The 22,793-nt window shown below is 42.3% G+C and carries 21 protein-coding genes; 13 read left to right on the top strand and 8 right to left on the bottom strand.

Annotation, left to right across the window (positions count from 1 at the left end; all coding sequences use genetic code 11):
- Positions 1-81 precede the first annotated feature (81 nt).
- Positions 82-543: a chemotaxis protein CheX gene (locus K245_RS0100940; RefSeq protein ID WP_027357805.1), complete on the bottom strand. Its 462-nt coding sequence runs from the start codon at positions 541-543 to the stop codon at positions 82-84.
- Between the two features lie 219 nt (positions 544-762).
- On the opposite strand from K245_RS0100940, the gene K245_RS0100935 reads away from it, so the two are divergent.
- Positions 763-1,275 carry an O-acetyl-ADP-ribose deacetylase gene (locus tag K245_RS0100935; RefSeq protein WP_198013787.1) on the top strand — a complete coding sequence of 171 codons (513 nt, stop codon included), beginning with the start codon at positions 763-765 and terminating at the stop codon, positions 1,273-1,275.
- A 218-nt stretch (positions 1,276-1,493) separates the two neighbouring features.
- The gene (locus K245_RS0100930) at positions 1,494-2,246 is read left to right on the top strand and encodes a DUF6901 family protein (protein ID WP_027357803.1); all 753 of its coding nucleotides are present in this window, start codon (positions 1,494-1,496) and stop codon (positions 2,244-2,246) included.
- A gap of 152 nt (positions 2,247-2,398) precedes the next feature.
- Here the strand turns inward: K245_RS0100930 and dapF are convergent, their stop codons facing one another.
- Entirely contained in the window at positions 2,399-3,253 is an 855-nt protein-coding gene (gene dapF / locus K245_RS0100925) for a diaminopimelate epimerase (RefSeq protein WP_198013786.1), read from the bottom strand.
- Positions 3,254-3,463: 210 nt separating this feature from the next.
- Between dapF and K245_RS26120 the strand changes: the two genes are divergently transcribed.
- The 3 genes from K245_RS26120 (at position 3,464) to K245_RS0100905 (ending at position 7,666) form a co-directional block, all read left to right on the top strand.
- A complete protein-coding gene (locus K245_RS26120) occupies positions 3,464-5,542 on the top strand; it encodes a DUF4388 domain-containing protein (protein WP_156906663.1) in 2,079 nt (692 codons plus the stop codon).
- Positions 5,543-5,809: 267 nt separating this feature from the next.
- On the top strand, positions 5,810-6,232 hold the full coding sequence (locus K245_RS0100915; protein ID WP_035276265.1) for an NUDIX domain-containing protein: 423 nt from the start codon (positions 5,810-5,812) through the stop codon (positions 6,230-6,232).
- A 435-nt stretch (positions 6,233-6,667) separates the two neighbouring features.
- Entirely contained in the window at positions 6,668-7,666 is a 999-nt protein-coding gene (locus tag K245_RS0100905) for a cyclic nucleotide-binding domain-containing protein (RefSeq protein ID WP_027357799.1), read from the top strand.
- A gap of 126 nt (positions 7,667-7,792) precedes the next feature.
- Here the strand turns inward: K245_RS0100905 and K245_RS27980 are convergent, their stop codons facing one another.
- Positions 7,793-9,463, bottom strand: a complete 1,671-nt coding sequence (locus K245_RS27980; RefSeq protein ID WP_051283731.1) for a hypothetical protein — start codon at positions 9,461-9,463, stop codon at positions 7,793-7,795.
- A gap of 269 nt (positions 9,464-9,732) precedes the next feature.
- Between K245_RS27980 and K245_RS27575 the strand changes: the two genes are divergently transcribed.
- Both K245_RS27575 and K245_RS0100890 read left to right on the top strand, forming a co-directional pair.
- Positions 9,733-9,885: a hypothetical protein gene (locus tag K245_RS27575; protein ID WP_156906662.1), complete on the top strand. Its 153-nt coding sequence runs from the start codon at positions 9,733-9,735 to the stop codon at positions 9,883-9,885.
- A 20-nt stretch (positions 9,886-9,905) separates the two neighbouring features.
- Positions 9,906-10,202, top strand: a complete 297-nt coding sequence (locus K245_RS0100890) for an AF1514 family protein (protein ID WP_027357798.1) — start codon at positions 9,906-9,908, stop codon at positions 10,200-10,202.
- A gap of 110 nt (positions 10,203-10,312) precedes the next feature.
- On the opposite strand, the gene K245_RS0100885 is transcribed toward K245_RS0100890, so the two are convergent.
- From K245_RS0100885 to K245_RS0100870, 4 genes are all read right to left on the bottom strand, one after another.
- A complete protein-coding gene (locus tag K245_RS0100885) occupies positions 10,313-10,963 on the bottom strand; it encodes a diacylglycerol/polyprenol kinase family protein (protein WP_027357797.1) in 651 nt (216 codons plus the stop codon).
- A 92-nt stretch (positions 10,964-11,055) separates the two neighbouring features.
- Positions 11,056-13,026, bottom strand: coding sequence for a methyl-accepting chemotaxis protein (locus K245_RS26110; RefSeq protein ID WP_051283730.1), 1,971 nt, complete (start codon positions 13,024-13,026; stop codon positions 11,056-11,058).
- Positions 13,027-13,267: 241 nt separating this feature from the next.
- Positions 13,268-14,695, bottom strand: coding sequence for an adenosylhomocysteinase (gene ahcY, locus K245_RS0100875; protein WP_027357796.1), 1,428 nt, complete (start codon positions 14,693-14,695; stop codon positions 13,268-13,270).
- A 22-nt stretch (positions 14,696-14,717) separates the two neighbouring features.
- Positions 14,718-15,635 carry an ArsR/SmtB family transcription factor gene (locus K245_RS0100870; RefSeq protein WP_027357795.1) on the bottom strand — a complete coding sequence of 306 codons (918 nt, stop codon included), beginning with the start codon at positions 15,633-15,635 and terminating at the stop codon, positions 14,718-14,720.
- A 466-nt stretch (positions 15,636-16,101) separates the two neighbouring features.
- Here K245_RS0100870 and K245_RS22460 point away from each other — a divergent pair, with 466 nt between their 5' ends.
- From K245_RS22460 to K245_RS0100855, 3 genes are all read left to right on the top strand, one after another.
- Positions 16,102-16,416 (top strand): Hpt domain-containing protein, encoded by a 315-nt coding sequence (locus K245_RS22460; RefSeq protein WP_051283728.1) that lies wholly within the window; start codon positions 16,102-16,104, stop codon positions 16,414-16,416.
- A 204-nt stretch (positions 16,417-16,620) separates the two neighbouring features.
- Positions 16,621-17,751, top strand: a complete 1,131-nt coding sequence (locus K245_RS0100860) for a PP2C family protein-serine/threonine phosphatase (protein ID WP_027357794.1) — start codon at positions 16,621-16,623, stop codon at positions 17,749-17,751.
- A gap of 68 nt (positions 17,752-17,819) precedes the next feature.
- Positions 17,820-18,236: an ATP-binding protein gene (locus tag K245_RS0100855; RefSeq protein ID WP_035276264.1), complete on the top strand. Its 417-nt coding sequence runs from the start codon at positions 17,820-17,822 to the stop codon at positions 18,234-18,236.
- A gap of 19 nt (positions 18,237-18,255) precedes the next feature.
- Here the strand turns inward: K245_RS0100855 and K245_RS0100850 are convergent, their stop codons facing one another.
- Positions 18,256-18,750, bottom strand: coding sequence for a cyclic nucleotide-binding domain-containing protein (locus tag K245_RS0100850; RefSeq protein WP_027357792.1), 495 nt, complete (start codon positions 18,748-18,750; stop codon positions 18,256-18,258).
- 426 nt (positions 18,751-19,176) lie between these two features.
- Between K245_RS0100850 and K245_RS26105 the strand changes: the two genes are divergently transcribed.
- The 3 genes from K245_RS26105 to amrS all read left to right on the top strand — a co-directional run bounded on the left by K245_RS26105 (position 19,177) and on the right by amrS (position 22,699).
- Positions 19,177-20,808, top strand: coding sequence for an AlbA family DNA-binding domain-containing protein (locus K245_RS26105; protein WP_051283727.1), 1,632 nt, complete (start codon positions 19,177-19,179; stop codon positions 20,806-20,808).
- 84 nt (positions 20,809-20,892) lie between these two features.
- Positions 20,893-21,684: a class I SAM-dependent methyltransferase gene (locus tag K245_RS26100; RefSeq protein WP_051283726.1), complete on the top strand. Its 792-nt coding sequence runs from the start codon at positions 20,893-20,895 to the stop codon at positions 21,682-21,684.
- Positions 21,662-22,699 (top strand): AmmeMemoRadiSam system radical SAM enzyme, encoded by a 1,038-nt coding sequence (gene amrS / locus K245_RS0100835; RefSeq protein WP_027357791.1) that lies wholly within the window; start codon positions 21,662-21,664, stop codon positions 22,697-22,699. The genes K245_RS26100 and amrS overlap by 23 nt, the downstream gene beginning before the upstream one ends.
- The last annotated feature ends 94 nt before the right edge of the window (positions 22,700-22,793 follow it).

The following is a 22,793-nucleotide window of genomic DNA, read 5'->3' as shown; positions in this document are numbered from 1 at the left end:
AAACGGAGGGATAGTGCAATATAGAGTTTTGTGTTTCCTGTAAAAAAGCGGGAGCTTAATGTGGTCATGATTGCGGTGATTTTAGCTTTTGAAACAAATTTCCATTGTGAAAGAGCCTTTTTCAGCTTGAAAAGGAATTGCAATGACAGGGCCTTCTGATATATGTTTGATCTCATGTCCCTGACCTGTTATTATGGTTGGAATAGCTCCATCATAGTGAATTCCTTTTTTGTCCATTTCCCGGCGGGCCTTGCCAGAAATCATATTGACAATTTCACCAGTCGCGTCAGCAACTTCCTGGGTGAGTTCGGTCAGGGTTTCCCCGAACATTTTTGATACAATACAAAGTATGCTTTCCGAATCAAATGTGATTGAAAATGTTGCATCCGGTTCACCGGTTATACCAACAATACTTGTTACATCACCAGTCGCCGAGTAGTCGTTTTTAAGAAAAGGCTTTCCCGGGATTGAATCGGTATAAGCCATGGATTTAAGCACTTCGATTGTTGCGCTGATAAACGGATTGATTATTTCGGCTCTCATTTTTTCACCATTGGCCTCTATTTGCGGCAGGAGGGACAAAAAAGAAGAAGTTGCTTCTCTGCTGTTATCGTTTCTAAAGTTGCCTTGATTGAGACTTAGGAACTATAGTTATGAACCCTAACAGATATGGATAATCTTATCAAGATTACATCTTTAGGATTATCATTGCGTGCCTTTTCATTTCGAAAAATTTTGCAGATATATATGGAGGAGAGATTCATGGCTGTCCGTGGGAAGATTGATGTTGTTTTGGGTGATATAACAGCAATGAAAGTTGACGCGATTGTAAATGCTGCAAATAGTTCTCTTCTTGGAGGCGGCGGGGTGGATGGCGCCATACATCGTGCCGCCGGCCCGGGATTAATCCGGGAATGCAGGAATATCGGCGGCTGTCCCGCAGGAGAAGCCAGGATTACCGCCGGGTATAATCTTTCGGCAAAATTTGTGATTCACACTGTTGGCCCTGTCTATAATGGTAAGCCTGAAGATCCTGTATTGCTCAGGAACTGTTATTTGAATTCCCTTGCAATTGCAGCTGAAAACAAAGTGGAGAGCATTGCTTTTCCCGCAATAAGCTGCGGTGTCTATGGCTATCCCATATCCGAGGCAGCTCCCATAGCCATTGCAACAGTTTCAGAGTTTCTTAAGTCTGATGATTTCCTAAAAAAAGTCTATTTTGTTCTCTTTTCTGAAAAGGATGCTTCTGTTTACAGGTCTTTTTTGCCTGATTAATATAGATATATCAAGATTTTATGGTCTCGCAAAAAGTCAAAAAGGGTATTGGCGTCATGCGGACTTGATCCGGCGTCTTTGTATTTGAAGATACTTCTATATTCCTGCCTGCCCCGGAATGTCGGTAATTGGACTTTTTGCTACTTTATCAAGATTTGACCCTGTTTTTTTCTGCACTGGCCCTGTTTAGGATTACACGTCTAAAAGATCGGATATTTATGAGCACTGACTGCAAACCATTCAGAGTAGTTTATGAGTTCAATTTTGCTGGAGGAGCAAAAAAATCCTTCAGTATGGATTTTACGCATGATACCTATGAAATTATAGTCAGAAGAAATTATAAAGATATACCGGAATGGGCTAAGCTTGAATACAGGAAGTGTCCTAAATGTCCTGTTGATCCGGAAACAGTGGCATATTGTCCCGTGGCCTTCAATATTTCAGGGCTGATGCATTCTTTCGGATCAATGGTGTCAACGGAGAAATGTTTTGTCAGATGCGTGACATATCAGAGGTCTTACTCCAAGATGACAGATGTGATGTCCGGCCTGGCGTCTGCCCTGTCATTGATTACTCTTTCAAGCCCTTGTCCCTATCTTGCTCCTTTCAGGTCTTTGGCACGATTTCACATGCCTTTTTTTACTCCTGAAGAGTCCCTGGTAAGGACAATTTCATTCTATCTTCTGTCCCAGTATTTTACTAAAAAAAATTGTGGTTCGCCTGACTGGAAACTTGAAAAGCTTGATAAGGCATTCGAGTATCTTAAAATGCTTCAGGACGGAATGATGAGCCGTACAAAGGGGGTTTTTGAAGGGGACGCTTGCGTTAACGCCATGCACTCTTTTCATGTTATGATAGAGTTCATAAGCTTTGAAATAGAATCTTCGCTTGAATGCCTTGAATCATTTTTTTATAATGGTCAGCAAATAAGCGTTGCCCGATCATCTCTTGATCCTTTCCGGCAATACTAATCCATTCTCAGTGGTGACAACGTTGCAAAAGTCCGATTCCCGTCATTCCGGCGCAGGCCTGAATCCATAAATATCTGAAAACACAAAGATGCCGGATCAAGTCCGGCATGAACTAAGCCCCTTTTTTGACTTTTTGCCGATCTTGCAGGTACTCATATTTTGATGACACCATCAAAAACATGGGTTGCTGGCCCTGTCATGTAAACATTCCCATCTTTCCCATCCCATTCGATATCCAGCAAACCGCCGGAAAGCCGAACCGAGACTCTGTTTGCGGTCAGATTTGAGTCAATGCATACAACAGCAGCAGCACATGCTCCAGTTCCACATGCGAGGGTTTCTCCAGCGCCTCTTTCCCAGACCCTCATTAATACTTCGTTTTCAGATATTATTTTAATGAACTCAATGTTTGTTCTTTGTGGGAAGAATGGATGGTTTTCAATGCTTTTGCCTTTTTTTTCGATATCTATGCCATTGACGTCTTCAACAAAAATGACTGCATGCGGATTGCCCATTGACACTGCATTTATTCTGAATTCTTCTACTTCTGTATTAAGGACTTCGTCAATTACTTTTGGGCTTTTTGACAAACAAGGTATTTTATCCGGGGCAAAAACAGGTTTGCCCATATCTACGCGAATCATATGTTTTTTATTATTTTCTCTTGGTATTAATACAGGGCAGACAATGCCTGAGTCTGTTTCAACACGAAGTGCCGTCTTTTTGTCAGTATCTTTTTCATAAATATACCAGCTCAGGCACCTGATGGCGTTTCCGCACATTCTGGCTCTGCTTCCGTCGGAATTGTAGATGATGAACTTTATATCACATGAGTCTGAGCGTTTGATGACAACCAGTCCGTCAGCGCCTATTCCATGATGACGGTCGCATATGCTTATGCTGAGATCTTGAAGCTCTGTATCTGAAAAATGGATGCCGGTTTCCCTTGAGTCAATAAAGACAAAGTCATTACCCAACCCGTGCATTTTTGAAAATTCAATCAGCATGATTTTGTTCCTTTTTTACACATGCATTGCAAATTCTAAGGTTATATTGATCTTTTTGAGACATCAATTATAATACCCTAAATTGAGCGCCATGCCATGAAAAAATGCCAACAGAAAAAATGCTATGAGATAATTTATAATTGTTGACTCTTATTTTGCCATAAATATAGTGTTTTAGGCATCAAACATGAACAAAGCAGAGGTTTTTAAGTGACCAAGAGCAGGTTTCAGGGAATTAGTCTGGATTCTTTTTTGCAGATGATCCAGATGGATAAGACCAGTTGTACGCTAAGGGTTGAGTCCCGAAGTGGTAGTGGCGTCATGTATATTGTCAACGGAGAACTGGTCGATGCTGAATGCGAAGATCTGTCCGGATCGGATGCTGCCTTTGAGATTGTGAGCTGGAGAGATATCTCCTTTGAATTTGAGAATATCTGTGACGACCGCATCAGGAAAATAAATATGCCTCTGATGCATCTTCTCATGGAAGGTCTCAAAAAAAGAGATGACAGAGATGCCGGGTTGATTCCTGAATTACCGGCTAAACCTGTCCAGCCCGAGCCCGTAAAAAAAACTGACTACACTGATCTCCCGGAAATTCCTGTGCTTGGGATTCCAGCCATGTCTGTTTTTAAAGAGTCATTGCCCCAATATAACGAAACTGTTGTCTCCGGATCAGTAAATGAAGGCGCTATCTCTTTTAAAACCCTTGAAAAGAAGTCTTCCTCTCCTGGCTTAAAATATTCCAGATCATTGGTGATGGGAGCTTTCGCCGCATTTGCAATTGTGGCTGTGGTCATTGCAGGCATTTTGATGTTTGGCGGGAAAAGTGATGAGCATAAATATTTAAAAATTTTTGATCAGGTTGCAAAGACCCCTGACTTCCCTGAGAAAATCAATATTATTCAGAAATACCTGGATGATAATAAGGAGTCTGAGTATTTTCAAAAAGCTTCTGAATGGCTTGTGCAAATAAAAAAAGAAAAGGCCGAGAAGGAATTCAGGTCTTTGGATCAGCAGATCAAGAACCTTCCGATAGATAAAAAATTTGTTTCAGATGCCCAGAAAATTTTAAGTGCTTACACCAGGGCAAACCCTGAAAGCACGTACAATAATGAAGTCGCTGAAAAAATAAACAAACTCCCTGATATCTATGAGGCTGCGGTATTTGAAAAGGCATCTGTCTCGGTCAAGGATGATATAGAAGCCCAGGCCGTCGCACTGTCGGCTTATTTGGCAGAATTCCCCGGTTCGAAGAACTATGAGGCTGCAAAGACAATGTACATGGATGTTGAACAGAAATTGTTCGATAATCTTGTGTCAATGTCTGGCCAATGTGTGGAAAAAAATGATTTTTCTCCATGTGTAACTAAAATTGAGTCCTATCGGAGAATATTCGGTAAAGACTCCAGGAAATACGATGTAGAAAATCTGCTGGCAAACATGGCGGGTGGCCGGGACCTTATAGCTCTCAGGAAGAATGCCGCAGCTCTTGGAGATGATCTGGAAGCTAAACGCGATCTTTACAATGAGTATCTCAGAAACAACAGGCACGATACGGACTCAAGGCGTCAGGCCCGCATGGATTCAGACGAAATTGAAAGACTGATTGCAGACAGAAAGGATTGGGAATCTTCCAGGAGCTATGCTACTAATAATTCTTACCCAATCAAGGAGCGGGCAAGGAGGCTTGAATCCTTTATAGCAAGAAATCCAAAAAGCACTTACGTGCCTGACGCAAAAAATCTTCTGGCATCAATGGGCTCTTTTCGGTCATCTTCTGAGTCCCCATCTGCGTCAATATCTGACACTCAGGCTTCAAGAAAATTGTTGACTGATGAGCAACCATCTGTGGTCAGATCAACGTCGTCCTCGGTCGATTTTGCGAGAGAGTGGTCGGTTATAGAGAAGGCCTCCGGGAATAGATTCAGGAATAATGGCAACGGGACATTTACTGACACAATGACCGGGAAGATTTGGTGTATAGTTGATTCCCGAAAAGATGCGGGCAGATGTCTTAATTATAGAGATGCACAGGAATACGTAAAAGGTCTTGCAATTGGTGGGTACGGTGACTGGAGAATGCCAACGGCATCAGAACTGTTCGCTGTCTACAAGAATTCTCCTGCTCTGCCTGATACAGGCTCCAGCTGGTACTGGACTTCAGATGCTTTATGGCGCGGGGTTAACGAAATTGTCAGAATAGTGCGTCCTGGTATCGAGCATGAAATCACTAATGAAACCGTTGCAGTATCGGATTGCGGATATGTGAGAGCTGTAAGAAACTAATTTTTTTGCTCTCGCGATTCCACCTTATTTTTGTATCTCAAACATGTCGGCTTTTTTCTGAGTCTGTAAAAAGATTGATGGTCTCGCAAAAAGCTATAAAATGGCTTCGGCGTTATGCCGGACTTGATAAGGCATCTTTGTATTTTCAGACACTTCCGGATTGCGGCCTGCGCCGGAATGACGATAATCGGACTTTTTGCTACTTCGTCAAGATTGAATAGGCGTCCTTTTCACCGCTTCTTAATAAATAATTATAAGGTGTCCTTAATGCGGATTAAAAACAGCATAGAATGCTGGATTTACAATGTTGAATTAAAAGGTTTTTTGCTTCTTAAATGTCCTGTTACTGTAAAACACGGCATATACTGGCAGCCTGTAACTGGCGGAGTAGAACCTTCTGAAACCCATGAGACCGCATGTTTACGAGAGGTACGGGAAGAGACCGGAATTGAGATCAGGCTGGATGATTTGAATATTGTTGCTCCTTTTTTTCAGGTGGAAATCCCTGAGAATGACATGGATCTGAGGAAAAGGATTTTTCTTGTCAAGGTTCATTCTGACGCGGTTTTTTTGTCGGATGAGCATCTCGGTTTTCAGTGGGTTCGACCAGAGCTTGTTTCCAGATTTCTGCTATGGGACAGTAACCGTAAGTCATTTGCTCTCGTGATGGCGCATTTATTAAAAGAGTAGTTTTTTAATATCTCACGGATTGCTTATGCCGCCTGGGTTTGAATCCAGGATAATGGCATGGGCTGTGAAAGCAGATTCCTGGCAAATGCCAAAATTTATTCTATTTGATTTCTAAGAAATCAGATGCTATTTTTTTTGTATTGGCCGAGTAAAGAATTTAAGAAAAATATTAGGATTATTGACAAGGTCGCAAAGGCCGATTCCCGTCATTCCGAAGCAGACCGGAATCAGGAAGTGACTGAAAATATTTTATGTCGGATCAAGTCAGGCATGTCGCTGACGTCCTTTCCTGGCTTTTTGAGACTCCATCGATTAGGCTTGAATAAAAAAGAGCCATCAAACTGAAATATTTAGAGTAAATTATCTGCCGCGTTGGATATCTGAATGCAGCGCCATCTATATTCACCGTTTAATATTATTTTGAAGGGTATGAAAATGTCTGATATTTTACCTCAAGAATCAGAGATCGCCAGACTGGCCGCAGAAGGCGATAACAAGGGGGCTATCGCAATTCTCGTTTCCCTGGTCAAGGAATGTGTGGCAATGAAAAAGTTTGCCAAGGCCGAAGCTCTTCGGGAAAAAATTTTTGAGATAGATGACATGGCTCTTTCCGAAATTGTCGAGACTGCTGAAATCATAGAAAAAGCAAAAACCCAGGCCATAGACCCCACTTTTGGTGATGTTTGGGTCGGCTTCAAAGACTTTTTTTCTGAAGAAGAAATAAATGCAATCTATTATGCAACGAGCATAAAGACTTTTTCACCGGATGAATATCTTTGTAAACAGGGTGAGGCCGGCGATTCCCTGTATTTTGTAATCAGCGGTCAGATAAAGTCAGTATTTGCCAAAGGTCGTCAGGAAATGCTTATTCAGACCCTTGGGCCAGGTTCAATAGCAGGAGCGGATTCTTTTTTTTCTATTTCTGTTTCAACCACTTCACTTGCTGCAATTTCGACTGCACAGGTCGGTATACTGACTGACGAAGCAGTTCAGGCCATCAAACAAAAGAACCCGACTATTTTGCCAAAATTAAAGGATTATTGCCTTAGTTTTGACAGAGCACATGATCTTCTTGTGCAGAAAGGTCTTAACAGAAGAAATCATGAAAGATTTAAAATAGGCGGCACGCTGAGGTTCTATGTCATAAATGATGAAGGGAAAATAATAAGCAACGAACATAGGGGAGAGCTTTCAGATGTTTCCCTCGGAGGCGTATCTTACTACATCAGGACTGCGAACAGGGAGCATGCAAGGAATCTGCTCGGAAGAAGACTTTTGATCAGATTCGGGCTGCCAACCCAGAAAGGCCTGTTGAGTGCGGAAAGAACCGGAGTGATTACCGGAGTGATTTCTCATATGTTTAATGATTATTCTGTGCATGTTAAATTTGATAAGCTGCTGGACAGCAGAGTCGAGCAGTTGATAGTTGTCTGATTTAAAATAAATGAATCTATAAAGAGGTCTTGCGGAAGACCTACCGTTTCAGTAGTAAATAGAGAAATAAAAAAGCCCTTCGGTATTCACCGAAAGGCTTTTGGTTTTTTATGTTATTCTTATTAACTAATGAGCTTTTGGCTGTTCCTCAGGCTGAATATGGTTTTCAGGTTTTGCTTCAGGATTCTTTGGCGCTTCTGCCTTTGGTGCATGTTCATCTGTTTTTACTTCAGCCTTTTTAGAAACTTCTTCTTTCGCCGGAGTTTTGGCTTCCTTTATTGCTTCATCCTCTTTTTCAGTTTTCTTCGGGGTCGGAGGAATTATTTTTGAGCTGGATATGCGTTTTATTTCTGCAAGTTGTGCTTTCGCAGATGTTATCTTGTTTTCCAGAATAACAAGCTGGTTATCTTCCAGGCTGAATTTAGGCGATTTGACCATCATGTTTATGGCGTTCTGAATGCTTTCCTGGGAGGCTTTCGCCATTTCCTTGTCAGCTTTTTCAAGAAGTTCAATGAAATCGATCTGTTCTATGCATTTTTGAGCCGCTTTCTGTGTCTTGCCGTCGATTGCAAATTCAAGCGCGCTTTCGGCATTTGCTCTTGCAAGCTTGATTTCCTGCATCTTGAGCTGCTTTTCAGCAAGTCCTATATAGTAGGAGAAAATCATTGGAGCAACGCCGCTTTTTGAATAGCAGGCTTCGATTTTATCTGGTTTCTTCATTCCCTTTAGGTCAGCGATCATGCTTGAACCTATTGGTGAAAAATTGCCCTGGAATATCTGAACTCCGTCGCTTGAAGTTTTTACATAATAGTTGGTGCTGTTTACGGCGCTTTTGAAGAAAAGAACCGCAAGAAGAATAGCGAATATAGCTCCAGCAGCAAAGAGACCGTAATTCGGCTCGGACTTTTTAGCCGCGCATGCGGCAGATTTTTTCGGAGCCAATTTTTCGGCTTCTTCAAATCTTTTTCTTGCTTCTATCCTTGCATTTTCGACTGCTTTTGCCGCAGCTTCGATTCTTGCATCTGCTTCGGCCTTTAAACGGGCTTCTTCCTCGGCCTTGATTCTTGCCTCTTCTTCAGCTTTTAAGCGGGCTTCTTCTTCAGCCTTGAGCCTTGCTTCCTCTTCAGCTTTTTTTCTTGCCTCTTCTTCGGCCTTTTTTCTTGCTTCCTCTTCAGCTTTGATACGAGCTTCTTCCTCAGCCTTAAGCCTTGCTTCTTCTTCAGCTTTCAGGCGAGCTTCTTCCTCAGCCTTAAGCCTTGCTTCTTCTTCAGCTTTCAGGCGAGCTTCTTCCTCTGCCTTAATTCTGGCTTCCTCTTCGGCTTTTATGCGAGCTTCTTCTTCTGCCTTAAGTCTCGCTTCCTCTTCAGCTTTTATGCGGGCTTCTTCTTCAGCGGCTTTTTTAGCTGCTTCAATCTCAGCTTTTCTTTGTTCTTTTGCTTCGGCGATTTTTTTCAGAGCTTCTTCCTGCTTCTTTTTGTTTTCAGGAGAAAGTTCTTGCGGGAAGGTGGATATGTCGAATTTGATGAACAGGAGCTTTCTTGCATTTTCATCTTCTGTGAAAGCAGGAGCGGTAATGCCTGCCCCTGATTTTTCAGGTTCAACTTTATAGGTGGATTCCGGTTTCCAAGATGACTTGAATTTTCTCAGAAGGATACTTGTTTCTTCAGCAACAGGTTCGGCTTCTTCAGCAGATTCTACTGTTTCAGGAGCTGAAGACGTTTCATCCGTTTTTTTTGATGTGGATTTTTTGGCTGCTGATTTAGTCGCGGCTGTTTTTTTTGGAGCTTTCTTTGCCATGTCTACACCTTTAATTGCCTGAATTTATAATATATTTAAAAAAGAAGTTCTTGAAATCATAATCGTTTTTTAAACGCATCTTTTATATTAGTAATCAATATTTGTAAATAGCTTTTTCCTTAAGACATGAGCGTTCACTTGCATGGGACAAGTTGTTGCTTCGGATTTGACGACCCTTGAATGTTTTTTCATTGATCTTTGCTTGGTATGGATTCTTGTATTCCATGGCATAATGATTAAGATAAGTTAAATGAATACAGGAGGTGAATATGAAAAAATGCAGTTCAAAGGAAAAATTAAAGGTCATGAAGACTCCTTCAATTAAGGAAAAGGATGTCTGCACGATGGCTGCTTCACCTGAACATGCCAGAATCGATGATCCTGATCTCCCTTGTGATGACGCAAGGGGGGGCGGAGCATAAAAAATATATGGGGGTGACCCATGACTTCATGTGAAATAGTGGATAGAAATAAAATTCCATTTCCTGTAATGGCAACCTTTGACACAGGTAAAATGGACCAGGCAGAAATAGCGAAATTTGCAATTGCCTATGCAAGAAACTTCAATAAAGACCCCCTTCTCATATCGTGGATCTGCAAAAATGAAGGAACCTGTGGCCCTCAGAACGTATGTCATGAGGACGGTTCTTTCTGGATTGACTATGCGATAGGAAGAGGCGCGGATTTGTCTGTTGTTGTAAATGACTGGGATTATGTTTTTGTTTTCAAGAAAAACTGATCCTGTGATTTTCTTTACGAGGCGCGCCATATATTTTGTGGCGCGCCTTTATGTTTTTTAAGGGCAAGATCTGATATCTTTATCGGTTTTTGCTTAAGATTGAGGCATACTTAATTAAGGCACATAATTGCATATATTAAAAAACCGGCCAGAACAGGAGCTGCGAGATTGTCATTGATTTTGAATTTTCCTGTTTTCATGGGAACAAGTTCAAGCAGGGTGACTCCAAGGGCTATTGAGACAATTTGAATGAATGGCATATTGCCTTTCCACGGGGAAAGAACTCCAGGAAAAAGTGGGATTATGAACTCAAGGCAAAGTATGCAGCAGATCATGCAGGCCGCGCTACCCTCAACTGATTTTCCGAATATCCTTGTTTTGCCGATGCTAAGTCCTATCACTGCGGCCATAGCATCACCCGTGATGAACAAAAAAAGACTTATGAACGCCACTTCAGGCGTGCTCATGAATAAAAGGGAGCATATTAAGGCACCCGCAATTATATATGTCGATCCTGTAACTTCATTTTTTTCAGACGGCCTCATCATATAGCCGAATATTTTTAGAAATGCTTGGCCTGCCTTGCTGTTTTTCATTCTGACATATTCAACAATTATGCTTGTTCCGAGGATTATGCCGAGTCCGGCCGCAGGAATCCACGGAGGCAGCCCCAAATATGGGATATAATATATGGATATGGGCATCAGGAGGGCTATCAGGTGAAGCAGCTTTCTGAGGATTTCTTCTTTTTTCAGAGTCATTTTTTGCCCTTTCGAAATTTAGGCGCCGGAGTCATAAGTGTGATTTTGACTCCGGCGCCTGTTAAGCTTATTTCAGACCAAGGGCTTGAATATTATATTTTAAATCCTTTTACAATAGACCTGAGGTCACCGGCAACTTCGGAAAAATTAACCGAGCTTCTTGAGACCTCATCGCTGCTTTCAGCCATGGCTTCTGCTTCCTGCGTCATTTCATTCATGAGCTCTGTAATTCCGGCGGAGATTGCTGTCGCGGCCGTTGATTTCCGGGCGGTTTCATCTATACCTTTTGCAACTTCAGCTACGTTTGACGCAATTTCTCTTGTTGTTGCCGATTGTTCTTCAACTGCCGCCGCAATTCCGGAAACTATGGTGTTAACATCCACAATTACTTTTGTTATTTCATTCATCTCTCCAGTGGCCAGGCCAGTTGATCCCTGAATGGCCTGGATTTTCTGGGTGATTTCAGATGTGGCTTCTGCTGTCTGCCTTGCAAGCTCTTTTATTTCATTTGCGACAACAGCAAACCCCTTGCCTGCTTCTCCTGCCCTTGCCGCTTCAATTGTCGCATTCAGTGCAAGAAGATTGGTCTGGTCTGAAATATCTGCGATAGCCTCTGTTACCTTGCCGATGTCCATCGCAGATTTTTCAAGATTAATTACAATTTCCGCAACTTTCTGGGCTTTGGTTTCAGCCTCGTCCGATATTTTTCTCGCTTTTCCTGCGTTCTGGGCAATTTCAGAAATAGTTGCGTTCATTTCTTCTGCCGCTGCAGCTATCATCCCTGTGTTTGAGGCTGACTGTTCCATGGCCGCAGCAACAGCCTGCATGCTTGTGTTCATTTCTTCTGAGTCTTTGGTTGTCTGGGCTGCTTTCTGCTGCATTTCGGCCGACTTTGCGGACATGGATATCGATATTTCAGACAGGCTGCCGGATGATCTTGCAAGTCCGTTTGATCTTTCAGCCATGCTGGAGATGAGCGTGTGCAGTTTTTCGACAAAAGTATTGAAAAGGTCTCCCAGCTCCCCTACCTCGTCATTTGACAGATCCTTGATCCTCATGGTGAGGTCGGCCTCTCCCATTGATATGTCTTTCATTCTTTCGTTAAGTCTTTTAATCGGCCTCATTACAATTCTGTCTGTCTGGAACCTTATCATGAGCCATAGTCCTATCAGGGTCAGGAAGCTGTAAAGTATCATGCTGTTTCTTATGTCTGCGGCTGCCCCGAAAACTTCATCAACCGGAGCGTTTACTATGGTTATCCATCCTTTTTCATTTTCCTCCTTGAATACGCAGATTTTTTTCACGCCTCCGAATTCATAGATAAGGGTTCCGTTTTTTTTATCCATAATGGTCTGGATGGTTGGGAATGTTTTTGCATTGAGCTTGAACAGCTTGGTTTTGTCAGGATAGATAATATTGTCACCATGCCTGTTAAGGGCGAATGCGTATCCGCTTTTGCCTACCTTGACAGGGTCAGTGATTTTTTCAGCCATAGATTTGAGCTGTATGGATGTTCCGATGACTCCGAGTATCTTACCGTTTTTTTTGACAGGGGAAGCTATTACAAAGATTGGCTCTCCGGTCGACTTGCTTATGACCTCGTCTGAAAGGGCCTGTTCTCCTTTTGAAATGACCTCTTTGAAATATTCCCTGTCGGATATGTTGATTTTCCCGATCGATTCTTCTGTGGATGCGGCGATCATTTTCCCTGAGAGATCTGTTATGAAGACATTGTCTATAGCGCTAAACTGGGATTGAAGAATTTTAAGGCGCTCAGTCGCTTTTGCTGCCTTTTCCTGGGTGCCTTCGAGGGCGTCGATCGCAAAATTAGTCTGGCTCCAGGATAAATTAAGTTTCTTGTTGAATGCTATATACTCTGAAATCGAAGAGGATGTGGCCGCTGTTATTGCCTCCAGCTGTGTCGTTGCAAGATCTTTAATATAGGACTTTGTTTTCAGGTAGGAGTTTGTCACCACGACAATCATTCCGATAAGCACGGTGAGCAGCAAGGGGAAAAGAAGCTTTGTTTTCAGCCCCGTCTTGGAATTGACAATTTTTTTCATCACATTCTCCGGATTGTATATTCTTAAGGTTTTTTTGATATTGAATTTCAGAAATTGGTATGTATTTAAAAAAAATGAAATATTCAATACATACTTGCTGGATTGTGGTGAAAAAAAACACCCCGTGAATGAAATCCACAGGGTGTTTGTAACAAGGATACGTTTTAGAACGGAAAACCTATGGGCATTCAGCCTGAAGATTTTTTATATTCATAATTCCGGTTAGGTTAGAAAGATTTTCTTAATATCTGTAATGTTCTGGCTTGTAAGGGCCGTCAACACTTAATCCAAGATAGTCAGCCTGTTCCTTTGTAAGTTTGGTGAGATTAACGCCAAGCCTTCCAAGGTGGAGTCTTGCAACTTCCTCATCAAGTTTTTTGCTTAATGTATAGACCTTTTTCTCAAGATTTTTGTTAGTAGCAAGTTCAATTTGGGCGAGAGTCTGGTTTGTGAAGCTTGTGCTCATTACAAAGCTTGGGTGTCCGGTCGCGCATCCAAGGTTTACAAGCCTTCCTTCGGCAAGGATGATGATTGATCTGCCTGATTTCAGGGTCCATTTGTCAACCTGGGGTTTAATATTCATGCATGTGCATTCTGGTGTGGAAAGGAGGTAGGCCATGTCTATCTCATTGTCAAAGTGACCGATATTGCAGACAATGGCTTCATTTCTCATCTGTTCCATATGGGCGCCTGTTATTACGTTGTAATTACCTGTGGCTGTCACAAAAATATCGCCCATTGGAGCAGCTTCTTCCATTGTCACGACCTGATATCCGCTCATTGAGGCCTGGAGAGCACAGATGGGATCTATCTCGGTTACAAGAACGCGTGCTCCGTATCCTTTCATGGAATTGGCGCAGCCTTTGCCGACATCTCCGTACCCTGCAACAACAACGGTCTTGCCTGCTATCATGATGTCCGTGGCTCTTTTGATACCATCCGCAAGGGATTCCTTGCATCCATATAGGTTGTCAAATTTCGATTTTGTTACGGAGTCATTTACGTTGATTGCAGGGAAAAGAAGCCCGCCGCTCTTCTGAAGCTGATACAGACGGCCAACACCTGTGGTTGTTTCCTCTGAAACGCCTTTTATTTTTGCAGCGATGCGGGTCCACTTCTGAGGATCTTTTTTCAGGGATTCCTTGAGTCTGTCAAGTATGCATTTTTCTTCATGATTTGAAGGCGTGCGGTCAAGGATAGAAGAATCTTTTTCTGCTCTTACTCCTTCATGCACGAGAAGTGTGGCGTCTCCGCCGTCATCAACTATAAGGTCTGGGCCGCTTCCGTCAGGCCAGAGAAGAGCCTGCTCAGTGCACCACCAGTATTCTTCAAGGCTTTCGCCCTTCCATGCAAATACAGCGGCGGTTCCTTTTGCAGCAATTGCAGCCGCAGCATGATCCTGGGTTGAGAATATATTGCATGATGCCCACCTAACGTCAGCCCCGAGCTCTGTGAGGGTTTCAATAAGCATCGCGGTCTGGATGGTCATGTGCAGGCTGCCTGTGATCCTGAGGCCTTTGAGTGGTTTTGTTGTTCCGTATTCTTTTCTGCAAGCCATCAGGCCCGGCATTTCGTTTTCAGCGAGCTGCATTTCTTTTCTTCCGAAATCAGCCTGTCCCATATCCGCAACTTTATATTTCATGTTGAGGTCAAGTTCCATAAATGACATTTTGGCGTCTCCTTAAAAAGTTTCAGTTTTTTATTGATTTATAAATATTTATTTTGATGTGGTTTTTAAGCTCATAGGTTTCTATGCCGGACAGTCTGAATCCGGCATCCTCGAGCCAGTATTTAATTTCATCAGTATGAAAGCCTAACCAGAGATCGCCGTATTTCTGGCGCATTGATTCATCTGAGTGTTTTCCATATTCGGCTATTATGAATGTTCCGTCTTTTTCAAGAATTCTGCCTGCTTCTTTTATTGCCTGCACTGGGTTCTGGATATGGTGAAGAGCCATGGATGAAACAGCCAGAGAGACTTCTTTGTCTCTGAGCGGCAGGTATTCAAGTTCTCCGAGCCTTAAATCAGCTTTTTCATTTCCGGCTGATTCCAGTCTTGTCCTTGCCTCTTTCAGCATTTCAGAAGAGCTGTCGACTCCTATGATCTTTTGAGCCTTGGATTTTAGGGCGGTTAACAGATCGCCTGTTCCGCAGCCAAGATCTGCCGCTTTATCGCATTCAGGAGCGAGATCGGCAATCGCCTTGCTAAGGTTAAAGCCTCCGAGTATTTCGCTTTTCAGTCTGTCCCATTGCCCCGCAATTTTATTAAAAAACTGTCTGGCCGTCTTGGTTCTTTCCTCAATAATTGCAGATGCCGTTACAAGGTCTTTCTTGAGGGCCTCATCTTTTGACAACATGGGTAGCATTGCTTCAATAAAGAATTTGCCGGGCCCTGACGTTGAACCTGAATAAAAAGCCCATACTCCGTCCCTTCTGCATTTCAGAAGGCCTGCATCAAGAAGGATTTTGAGATGCCTTGATATCCTTGACTGGCCCATGCCCATCATGTCCACTATTTCATTGACGCTGAGCTCATGGTTTATGAGGATGTTAAGCAGTCTGATTCTGGTTTCGTCGGCACATGCCTTTAGTAATATCAATATATCCATATTTTTTGATATATCATAAAACTGTTTATCAATGTCAAGATCTTTAAATGATTCCGCAGATGTAAAAAAAGATGTGTGATTATTTTAAGCCTGATGGTTTCGCAAAAATCAGGAAAAGGGCTTTGGCGTCATGCCTTACTTGATCAGGCATCTTTGTATTTTCAGATGTTTCTTGGTTTCGGCTCCCTCTTTTCACCGGGACAGGCCCCGCCGGAATGACTGGAATCTGCTTGTTTAATCTTAGTTTGCAGCATTCCCGTAAATGTCTCCCATAGCAGAACCAGCGGTACTTTAGTCTTACTTTAAAAGCATGGAAAATTATGTTGCGGCTTAAAGGCTGTATGGGGTATATTCTTTAAAGAAAAAACCGTTTCAATATTTACCCTCATAGTTGATTTCTTTATATTTGCCTTCAAGTGCCTTTCATTTTGCACTATACATTCTGATTTGAAGAAAGGAGCTGCTCATGGATTTTGAAGAAATGGGAGCAAGGCTTGGACTTGAAAAAGAAGAGTTCATGGAGCTTGTGGATATTTTTGTGTCTTCTGCAGAAGAAGATATTCAGAAACTCAATAATGCTCTTAGCGTGAGTGATTCCAAGGCGGTTGCAGAAGCAGCGCACTCACTCAAGGGATCTTCGGGAAATCTCGGCTTTTCTGCAATAGCTGACCTCGCATCAAGGATCGAGCAAAATGCCAGGAAAAGCGATCTTACGGATCTTGATTCTTATTCAGTGAATATTTCCTGCGAGATCGAAAAGATTAAAGTTGTCATTTCCTGATCACCTGAGTTGTATCAAGGTACTTTGCCCTGATCTAAAGACCGGAGCTATCGGAAGGCCCAAAGATTTATCTCGCTCCCAGTTAATATTATTTCACTTATGACATAATTTTTGATTTATTCGGCTTTTTGTTTTTTAAGGGAATGACTGTCTGGGAGTCCGGAGTTCCATGACCAATTTTAAAAAAGCGAAAAACAGTTTCTTATGACTTCAAATAATGAAACCCAAGGATATAGCATACTCGCGGTTGATGATAACCCTGTGAACCTGACCTATATTTCCACAGTTCTGTCCAAGGAAGGATATACGGTATACAAGGCCAAGGATGCTGCTGCTGCTAAAATAGAGGCTGTCCAGAAAAGGCCTGATCTGATTCTTCTCGATATAGTTATGCCAGGAGAGGATGGCTTTTCAGTAATTAAATATCTCAAGAATCATTCATCCACCACTTCAATACCTGTTATCTTTTTGACCGGCCAATCTGAACTTGATTCTAAGCTGACAGGTTTTGAACTCGGCGCAGTTGACTATATCATTAAGCCTTTTCAAGCCCTTGAAGTACTTGCCAGGGTAAGGCTTCATCTGAAGATGTCCATTGCGACAAACTCCCTTATCGCAAGTCAGGCTTCCAAGCTAAAGCAGATAAAAGAAGCTCAGAAATCCATGCTCGCGTATCCTGAGATGCTGCCAGAAGCAAAATTCGGTGTTTATTACAAGGCCCTGGAAGAAGCAGGCGGGGATTTCTATGATGTTCTCAGAATATCAGAAAATATTTTCAGTTATTTTGTGGCGGATTTTTCAGGTCACGACATAAAAACCAGTTATATGACTTCTTCAGTCAAAGCCCTCCTGAGACAGAACTGCAATACTGTTTATCAGCCTATGGAAAGCATGAAGATGATAAATGACGTGCTATCCGAAATACTTCCAGAAGGCAAATATTTGACTGCTTCTTATGTCAGACTGAACAGAAGGACCAAGCAGGTGATTATTGTAAGCTGCGGACATCCTCCTGTGGTTTATGTGTCTGTTTCAGGAGAAGTAAGGCTTATAAATCTTGAAGGCGATATTCTTGGCCTTTTTAAGGACGTCTATTTCGGAAGTGAGGTGATCGACGTATCTGTAGGCGACAGGTTTTATCTGTATTCCGATGGAGTTACCGAATCCAGCAAGCGAAGGGTTATGTGGTCTGAAGGCGCAAAATTTTTTGCTGAAGCATGCGCGAATGCAAAAGATACTGAAATTTCTTCAGCTCCCAGAAAGATCATCACAGATATTTTCGGAGATGATTTTATACCAGAGGATGACATGGCTATCCTTGGCTTTGAAGTCTGATCCGCAGTTTTTTGTTTATAATCACTTTGCGGCCATATTTCCACAAATGACAAATCCGGAGTTTTTATATGGTTTTTGAGATGACAAAAGAGCCTTATGGGCTCAGAATTGAATTCTCGTCCATCATGTCAAATATCGATGTGGTTGATGCCGCCACCAGGGAATTCCTGGCCCGCATGAGCCTTGGCTCCCATGCTTTTGCAATTTGTCTTGTAATGCGCGAGGCACTTACCAATGCGGTAAGGCATGGTAACAGATCGGATGACACCAAGCTCGTAGCATATCATATCTATCTTGATGATGATTCCATCGTGCTTGATATAATTGATCAGGGAGAAGGGTTCGTGTGGAAGGAGCTTATGGAAATGGATGCTCCCGAACCTGATCAGGAATCAGGCAGGGGGCTGGCGATAATGAAGAGTTATTTCAGTTCTTGTTTTTTTAATGAAAAAGGCAATCGAATAATTCTTACCAAGAAGATATGACACAACTATAGTGAGATAATTATATAGGATTCATATAATCCGCAAGTTTGCTTGAAGTCGCACGCATATTAAGGCTTAGAAGCCTCGCAAGTCCTTTAAGTATTTTAATTCCAATTCCAGGGTGCTTTTCAACTATTGTATCAAAACCCTTTCTTGAGAGAACCAGAAGGGTTGTAAATGTCTTTGCTTTCACTGTCGCTGATCTGGGCGTCTTGTCAATTATGGCCATCTCGCCTATGCTTCTTCCTCTTCCAAGATTGGCAATGACGACCGTCCGTCCGCTTGCGGATTCCTTCAGGATATCCACGCTTCCCTTTACAACAAAACACATGAAGTCCCCTGTGTCTCCTTCACGAAAAAGAGCTTCTCCTTCGTTTATCTCGAAAAACGTCATGTATTTTGAGATGATTTCGAGTTCTTTGGGCGTAAGTTCTTGAAACAGCTGGATTTCGATCAGGAGATCCAGTATTATTTCCCGGCTTTTAAAAAGGTCTATGCCGCCATATTCCATCATGCCTCCGTGTGGCTCAGATTGGTTGGAGGGTTATTGTCTTTCTTCAGTAAACAATAATATAATACAATTATGGTTTTTTCGAACATGTTTTTATTTATGGAGCGTATTTACCGGAAAAGATTTTCAAATAGACAGTCTTGATGGAGTCGCAAAAAGTCTAAAAATAGCTTTAGCGTCATGCCTGACTTGATCCGGCATCCATTACTTTCAGGTACTTATGGATTCCGGCCTAGCCGGAATGACGAGAATCGGATTTTTTGCGACTTTTCAGGTTCGACATGCGTAATTTGTAATGAAAAAAAAATGACAAATCCGGTATAGTGGAATTAAGCTGACAATCACACTGGCACGCATTGGCAAGATTGATCTTTTGGGATCTTTATCATTTAATTATTTCCGTATTTTATGAATTGCAAGGAATTGAGATTGAAAAACAAGAATAACGATCAGTTTTCCGGGGATCTTTTAAAGCGTAAGTTCAGGGTAAAGCTCGTCCGGGACATTTTGCTGGTTTTTTTTGCGGCATTGTTTCTGATGGGTGGTCTTTTATGGTTTCGTGGTAATGCGGTTCAAAAAACATATGTCCAGATGAAACTTAAAGATGTGGTTGAAAATAAGCGGCTGACCCTTTCAAATGATTTAAATAATCTTAATTCTTATGCCCAGATGCTTAAAATGTGGGGGAAAGAAGGGTTTTTCAGAATATCAGATGTAAAAGGCATGGTGTCTCTCCTCGGTCCTGTCATGGATGCTGTCCCCCTGATAAGGGCTTTCAAGTTCGCGGATGACGGCGGAGGGTTTTTCATGATCCGCAATAGCCCTGATGGGTATTCTGTGGCTATACTGAAGGGTGGGGGTGATGGCGTTATCGAGCTTCAGGAGTGGAGCAAGGAGTTTAAGTTTAAAAACATAGCTCCTGAAATGAGCCGGGAAAAAGAGGTTCTGAAAGAGCCCCTGTGGTACAGAAAAGCATCAGAATCTTTTGGAGAGGCTGTCTGGAACAAGCCTTATGTGCCTGCCTATGGCAAGGAAATGGTTTCTACGCTCAGTGTGGCTTTTCATAAGCCGGAAAGCAACTCCGCAATAATGGTTGCGGCTGTTGATGTACAGATTGGTGATTTTTTTAGACAGATCGAATCCATAAAAATTGGCGGTGTCGACTCTTTTCTTTTTGACGGTAAAAAATATCTGTTTTCTGCTTCCAGTTTAAAAGAAAAGGCCGAAAATAAATTTGATATTGTAGATATTACAAACCAGCAAAATCTCGCTGTCGATTATGAGGCTTTGGCCGCAAATAAATGGATCAGCTCAGGCAGACCATCAGATTCCATTTCTTTTGAATTTTCAGGGGAAAAATACTGGGCATCCCTTTCCTATGTCAGTTCAGGAAAACTTGATATGCTTATTGGGATTGTGGCTCCTGATCCTGATCTTTTCGATCTCGCAGCAGGCAGAGGTGTCGGGTTTGTTTTGATTGCCTGGTCGATAGTTCTTGCAAGCATTTTTCTTTTTCTTATGATAGCTTACAAATACAGCCATCAAATAAAAGATCTCGCCTCTATTCTTGATTCCGGCCAGTTAAAGGATGATGATATCTTAAGGATTATATCAAAGGGGGAGGGTGCAGATTTAGAGTTTAAATCGACCATGAGAATGAATCTTCATACTGGAAAGCCAGGTAAAGAGATTGAGATCGCATGGCTGAAAACCGTCGTTGCATTCCTTAACACAGAAGGAGGGATCATTCTTCTTGGCGTGGATGATGGCGGAAATATTCTTGGGCTTGACGCGGATGTTTTTGAAAATGACGATAAATGCTGCCTCCATTTTAAAAATCTTATTCACCAGCATATCGGAATTGAGCATGTGCCAAATATCAGGTTTAATCTTTACAGGACTCAATATGGGAATGTAGGAATGGTTACCTGCGAACCTTCAAAGAATCCTGTTTTTTTGAATAACAAGAACGAAGAGGCTTTTTACATAAGAAGCGGGCCGTCCACCGTGCAGCTGCCTATAAGGCAGGCTCTTGAATATCTTAAACAGAGAAAAGGCTGATTAACTGTCGCATTGCTCTGAACTATACCGGGGACAACATCTTCCCACGGTTGCAATCTTGGATTTTTTGTCTAAATTATACTTATGGGATATATATTTAATTTTGAAGATTCTGTTCTTAGCGACAAATGCCATCATGCATATTCAGGCATGATATCAGGCATATTGCAGAAACTCGCAATGGGGCTGATCAGGCCTCTTGCCGGAGACAATGTCCTTGATATAGGCTGTGGAACCGGAGCCGCCTCTATTCCGTTTATTGAAATGGGGTCAAGGCTTACCTGCATTGATCCTTCGGTGTATATGCTTGACCTCGCAGAATCCCACATAGGAAGCAGGGCGGAATTTATAAGAGGATGCGGTGAGGATCTGCCATATGAGGATAATTATTTCAACCACTCCATATTAGTATCTACATTAGAGTTTGCCCAGAATCCTGAAAAAATGCTTGAAGAAGCGTTCCGGGTCACAAAGGACAGTGTGTATATAGGATTCTGGAACAAATATGCCATTGGAGGGACACGAAGGCGTATTTGTGAGTTTTTTCCCGAGCTTTCAGCGCCTTATGAGAATGCCGAGTTTTTCAGCATATGGGAAATCAGGAAAATGATTAAGAAGATGCTTGGTAATGTGCCTATGTTTGGCCGTTCGGTTTATATGATCTCTCCATCAAAAAACGCTTTTGCAATAGCCGCCGAAAACAGCAGGATAGCCCAGCGTTTTCCGCTCGGTGTTTTTATTGGTCTCCGTGTTTTTCTTGTCCCCAAATTCAGAACTAAGCCGCTTTCACTTACTGTGACTGGCAGATCTCCGGTTGTTCTAAATGGGTGTGGAGCGGCAATGGAGGTGAATAATGATGGATGCGCTTCTTTATGAAAAAATTGACGATTCCAGGGTAAAATGCAGACTCTGTAATCATTATTGTACTGTGCCCGAAGGTGGAGTGGGGATTTGCAGGGTCAGGAAAAATATGGGAGGATCGCTTTTTTCTCTGAATTCTGATCTGCTTATAGCTGCTTCAGTTGATCCTATAGAAAAGAAACCGCTTTTCCACGTCGCTCCCGGCTCTCATTCATACTCTATTGCTGCTCCTGGTTGTAATTTCAGGTGTTTGTTCTGCCAGAATTGGGAAATAGCTCAGGAATTCCCAAAGAGACTTTCAGATCCTGGTTTTGAAATGAGTGATTCAAGATACAGGGCAGATCCTGAAGTGATTGTTAAAAAGGCCATTTCGTCAGGTTGCAGGAGCATCTCTTATACATATACTGAACCTACTGTTTTTTTTGAGCTTGTTCTTGCTTCATCCAGGATTGCCTCAGAAAAAGGTCTCAGGAATATAATGGTAACCAATGGTTATATGAGCCCTGACGCCCTTGAAATGATTTCACCTTTTCTTGATGCAGCCAACGTTGATCTGAAGGCATATGATGACGAGTTTTATAAAAAATACTGCGGATCAAGGCTTGAGCCAGTTAAAAATACTCTAAGGCTTATGAAAAAAGCCGGGATATGGGTTGAGATTACAACTCTTCTGATACCTGGATTGAATGATGACAGGGTTAGATTGTCTGACCTTGCTTCTTTTATCGCAGAAGAGCTTGGCCCTGAAACTCCCTGGCATATTTCACGATTTTATCCCCAGTATAAAATGACTGACAGGCCTTCGACATCGCAGGGTCTCATAGCCGAGGCAAGGCATATCGGCCTTGATAAGGGGCTGATGTATGTGTATTCCGGCAACCTGCCGGGTGATGAAGGAGAAAACTCCTTCTGCGCTTCGTGCGGGGAAATTCTTATTAAAAGAAGCGGCTACAGGATCGACGCCATCAGGGTAAATAACGGCAAATGTCCGGGCTGCGGAATTCCTTTTGATGGCCTTGACATGCCGTGATTTTTCAGACCCTTGTTTTTTCTTCAAAAAAACAGGCGTATCTGATAATTGCTGATCTGCCATGGACATATCATTGAATCTGCCATGGCTTCAT

Source organism: Desulforegula conservatrix Mb1Pa (genome assembly GCF_000426225.1).
GTDB lineage: Bacteria > Desulfobacterota > Desulfobacteria > Desulfobacterales > Desulforegulaceae > Desulforegula > Desulforegula conservatrix.
The sequence above is the reverse complement of the archived record's forward strand: the minus strand, read 5'-3'. Positions and strand labels throughout refer to the sequence as shown.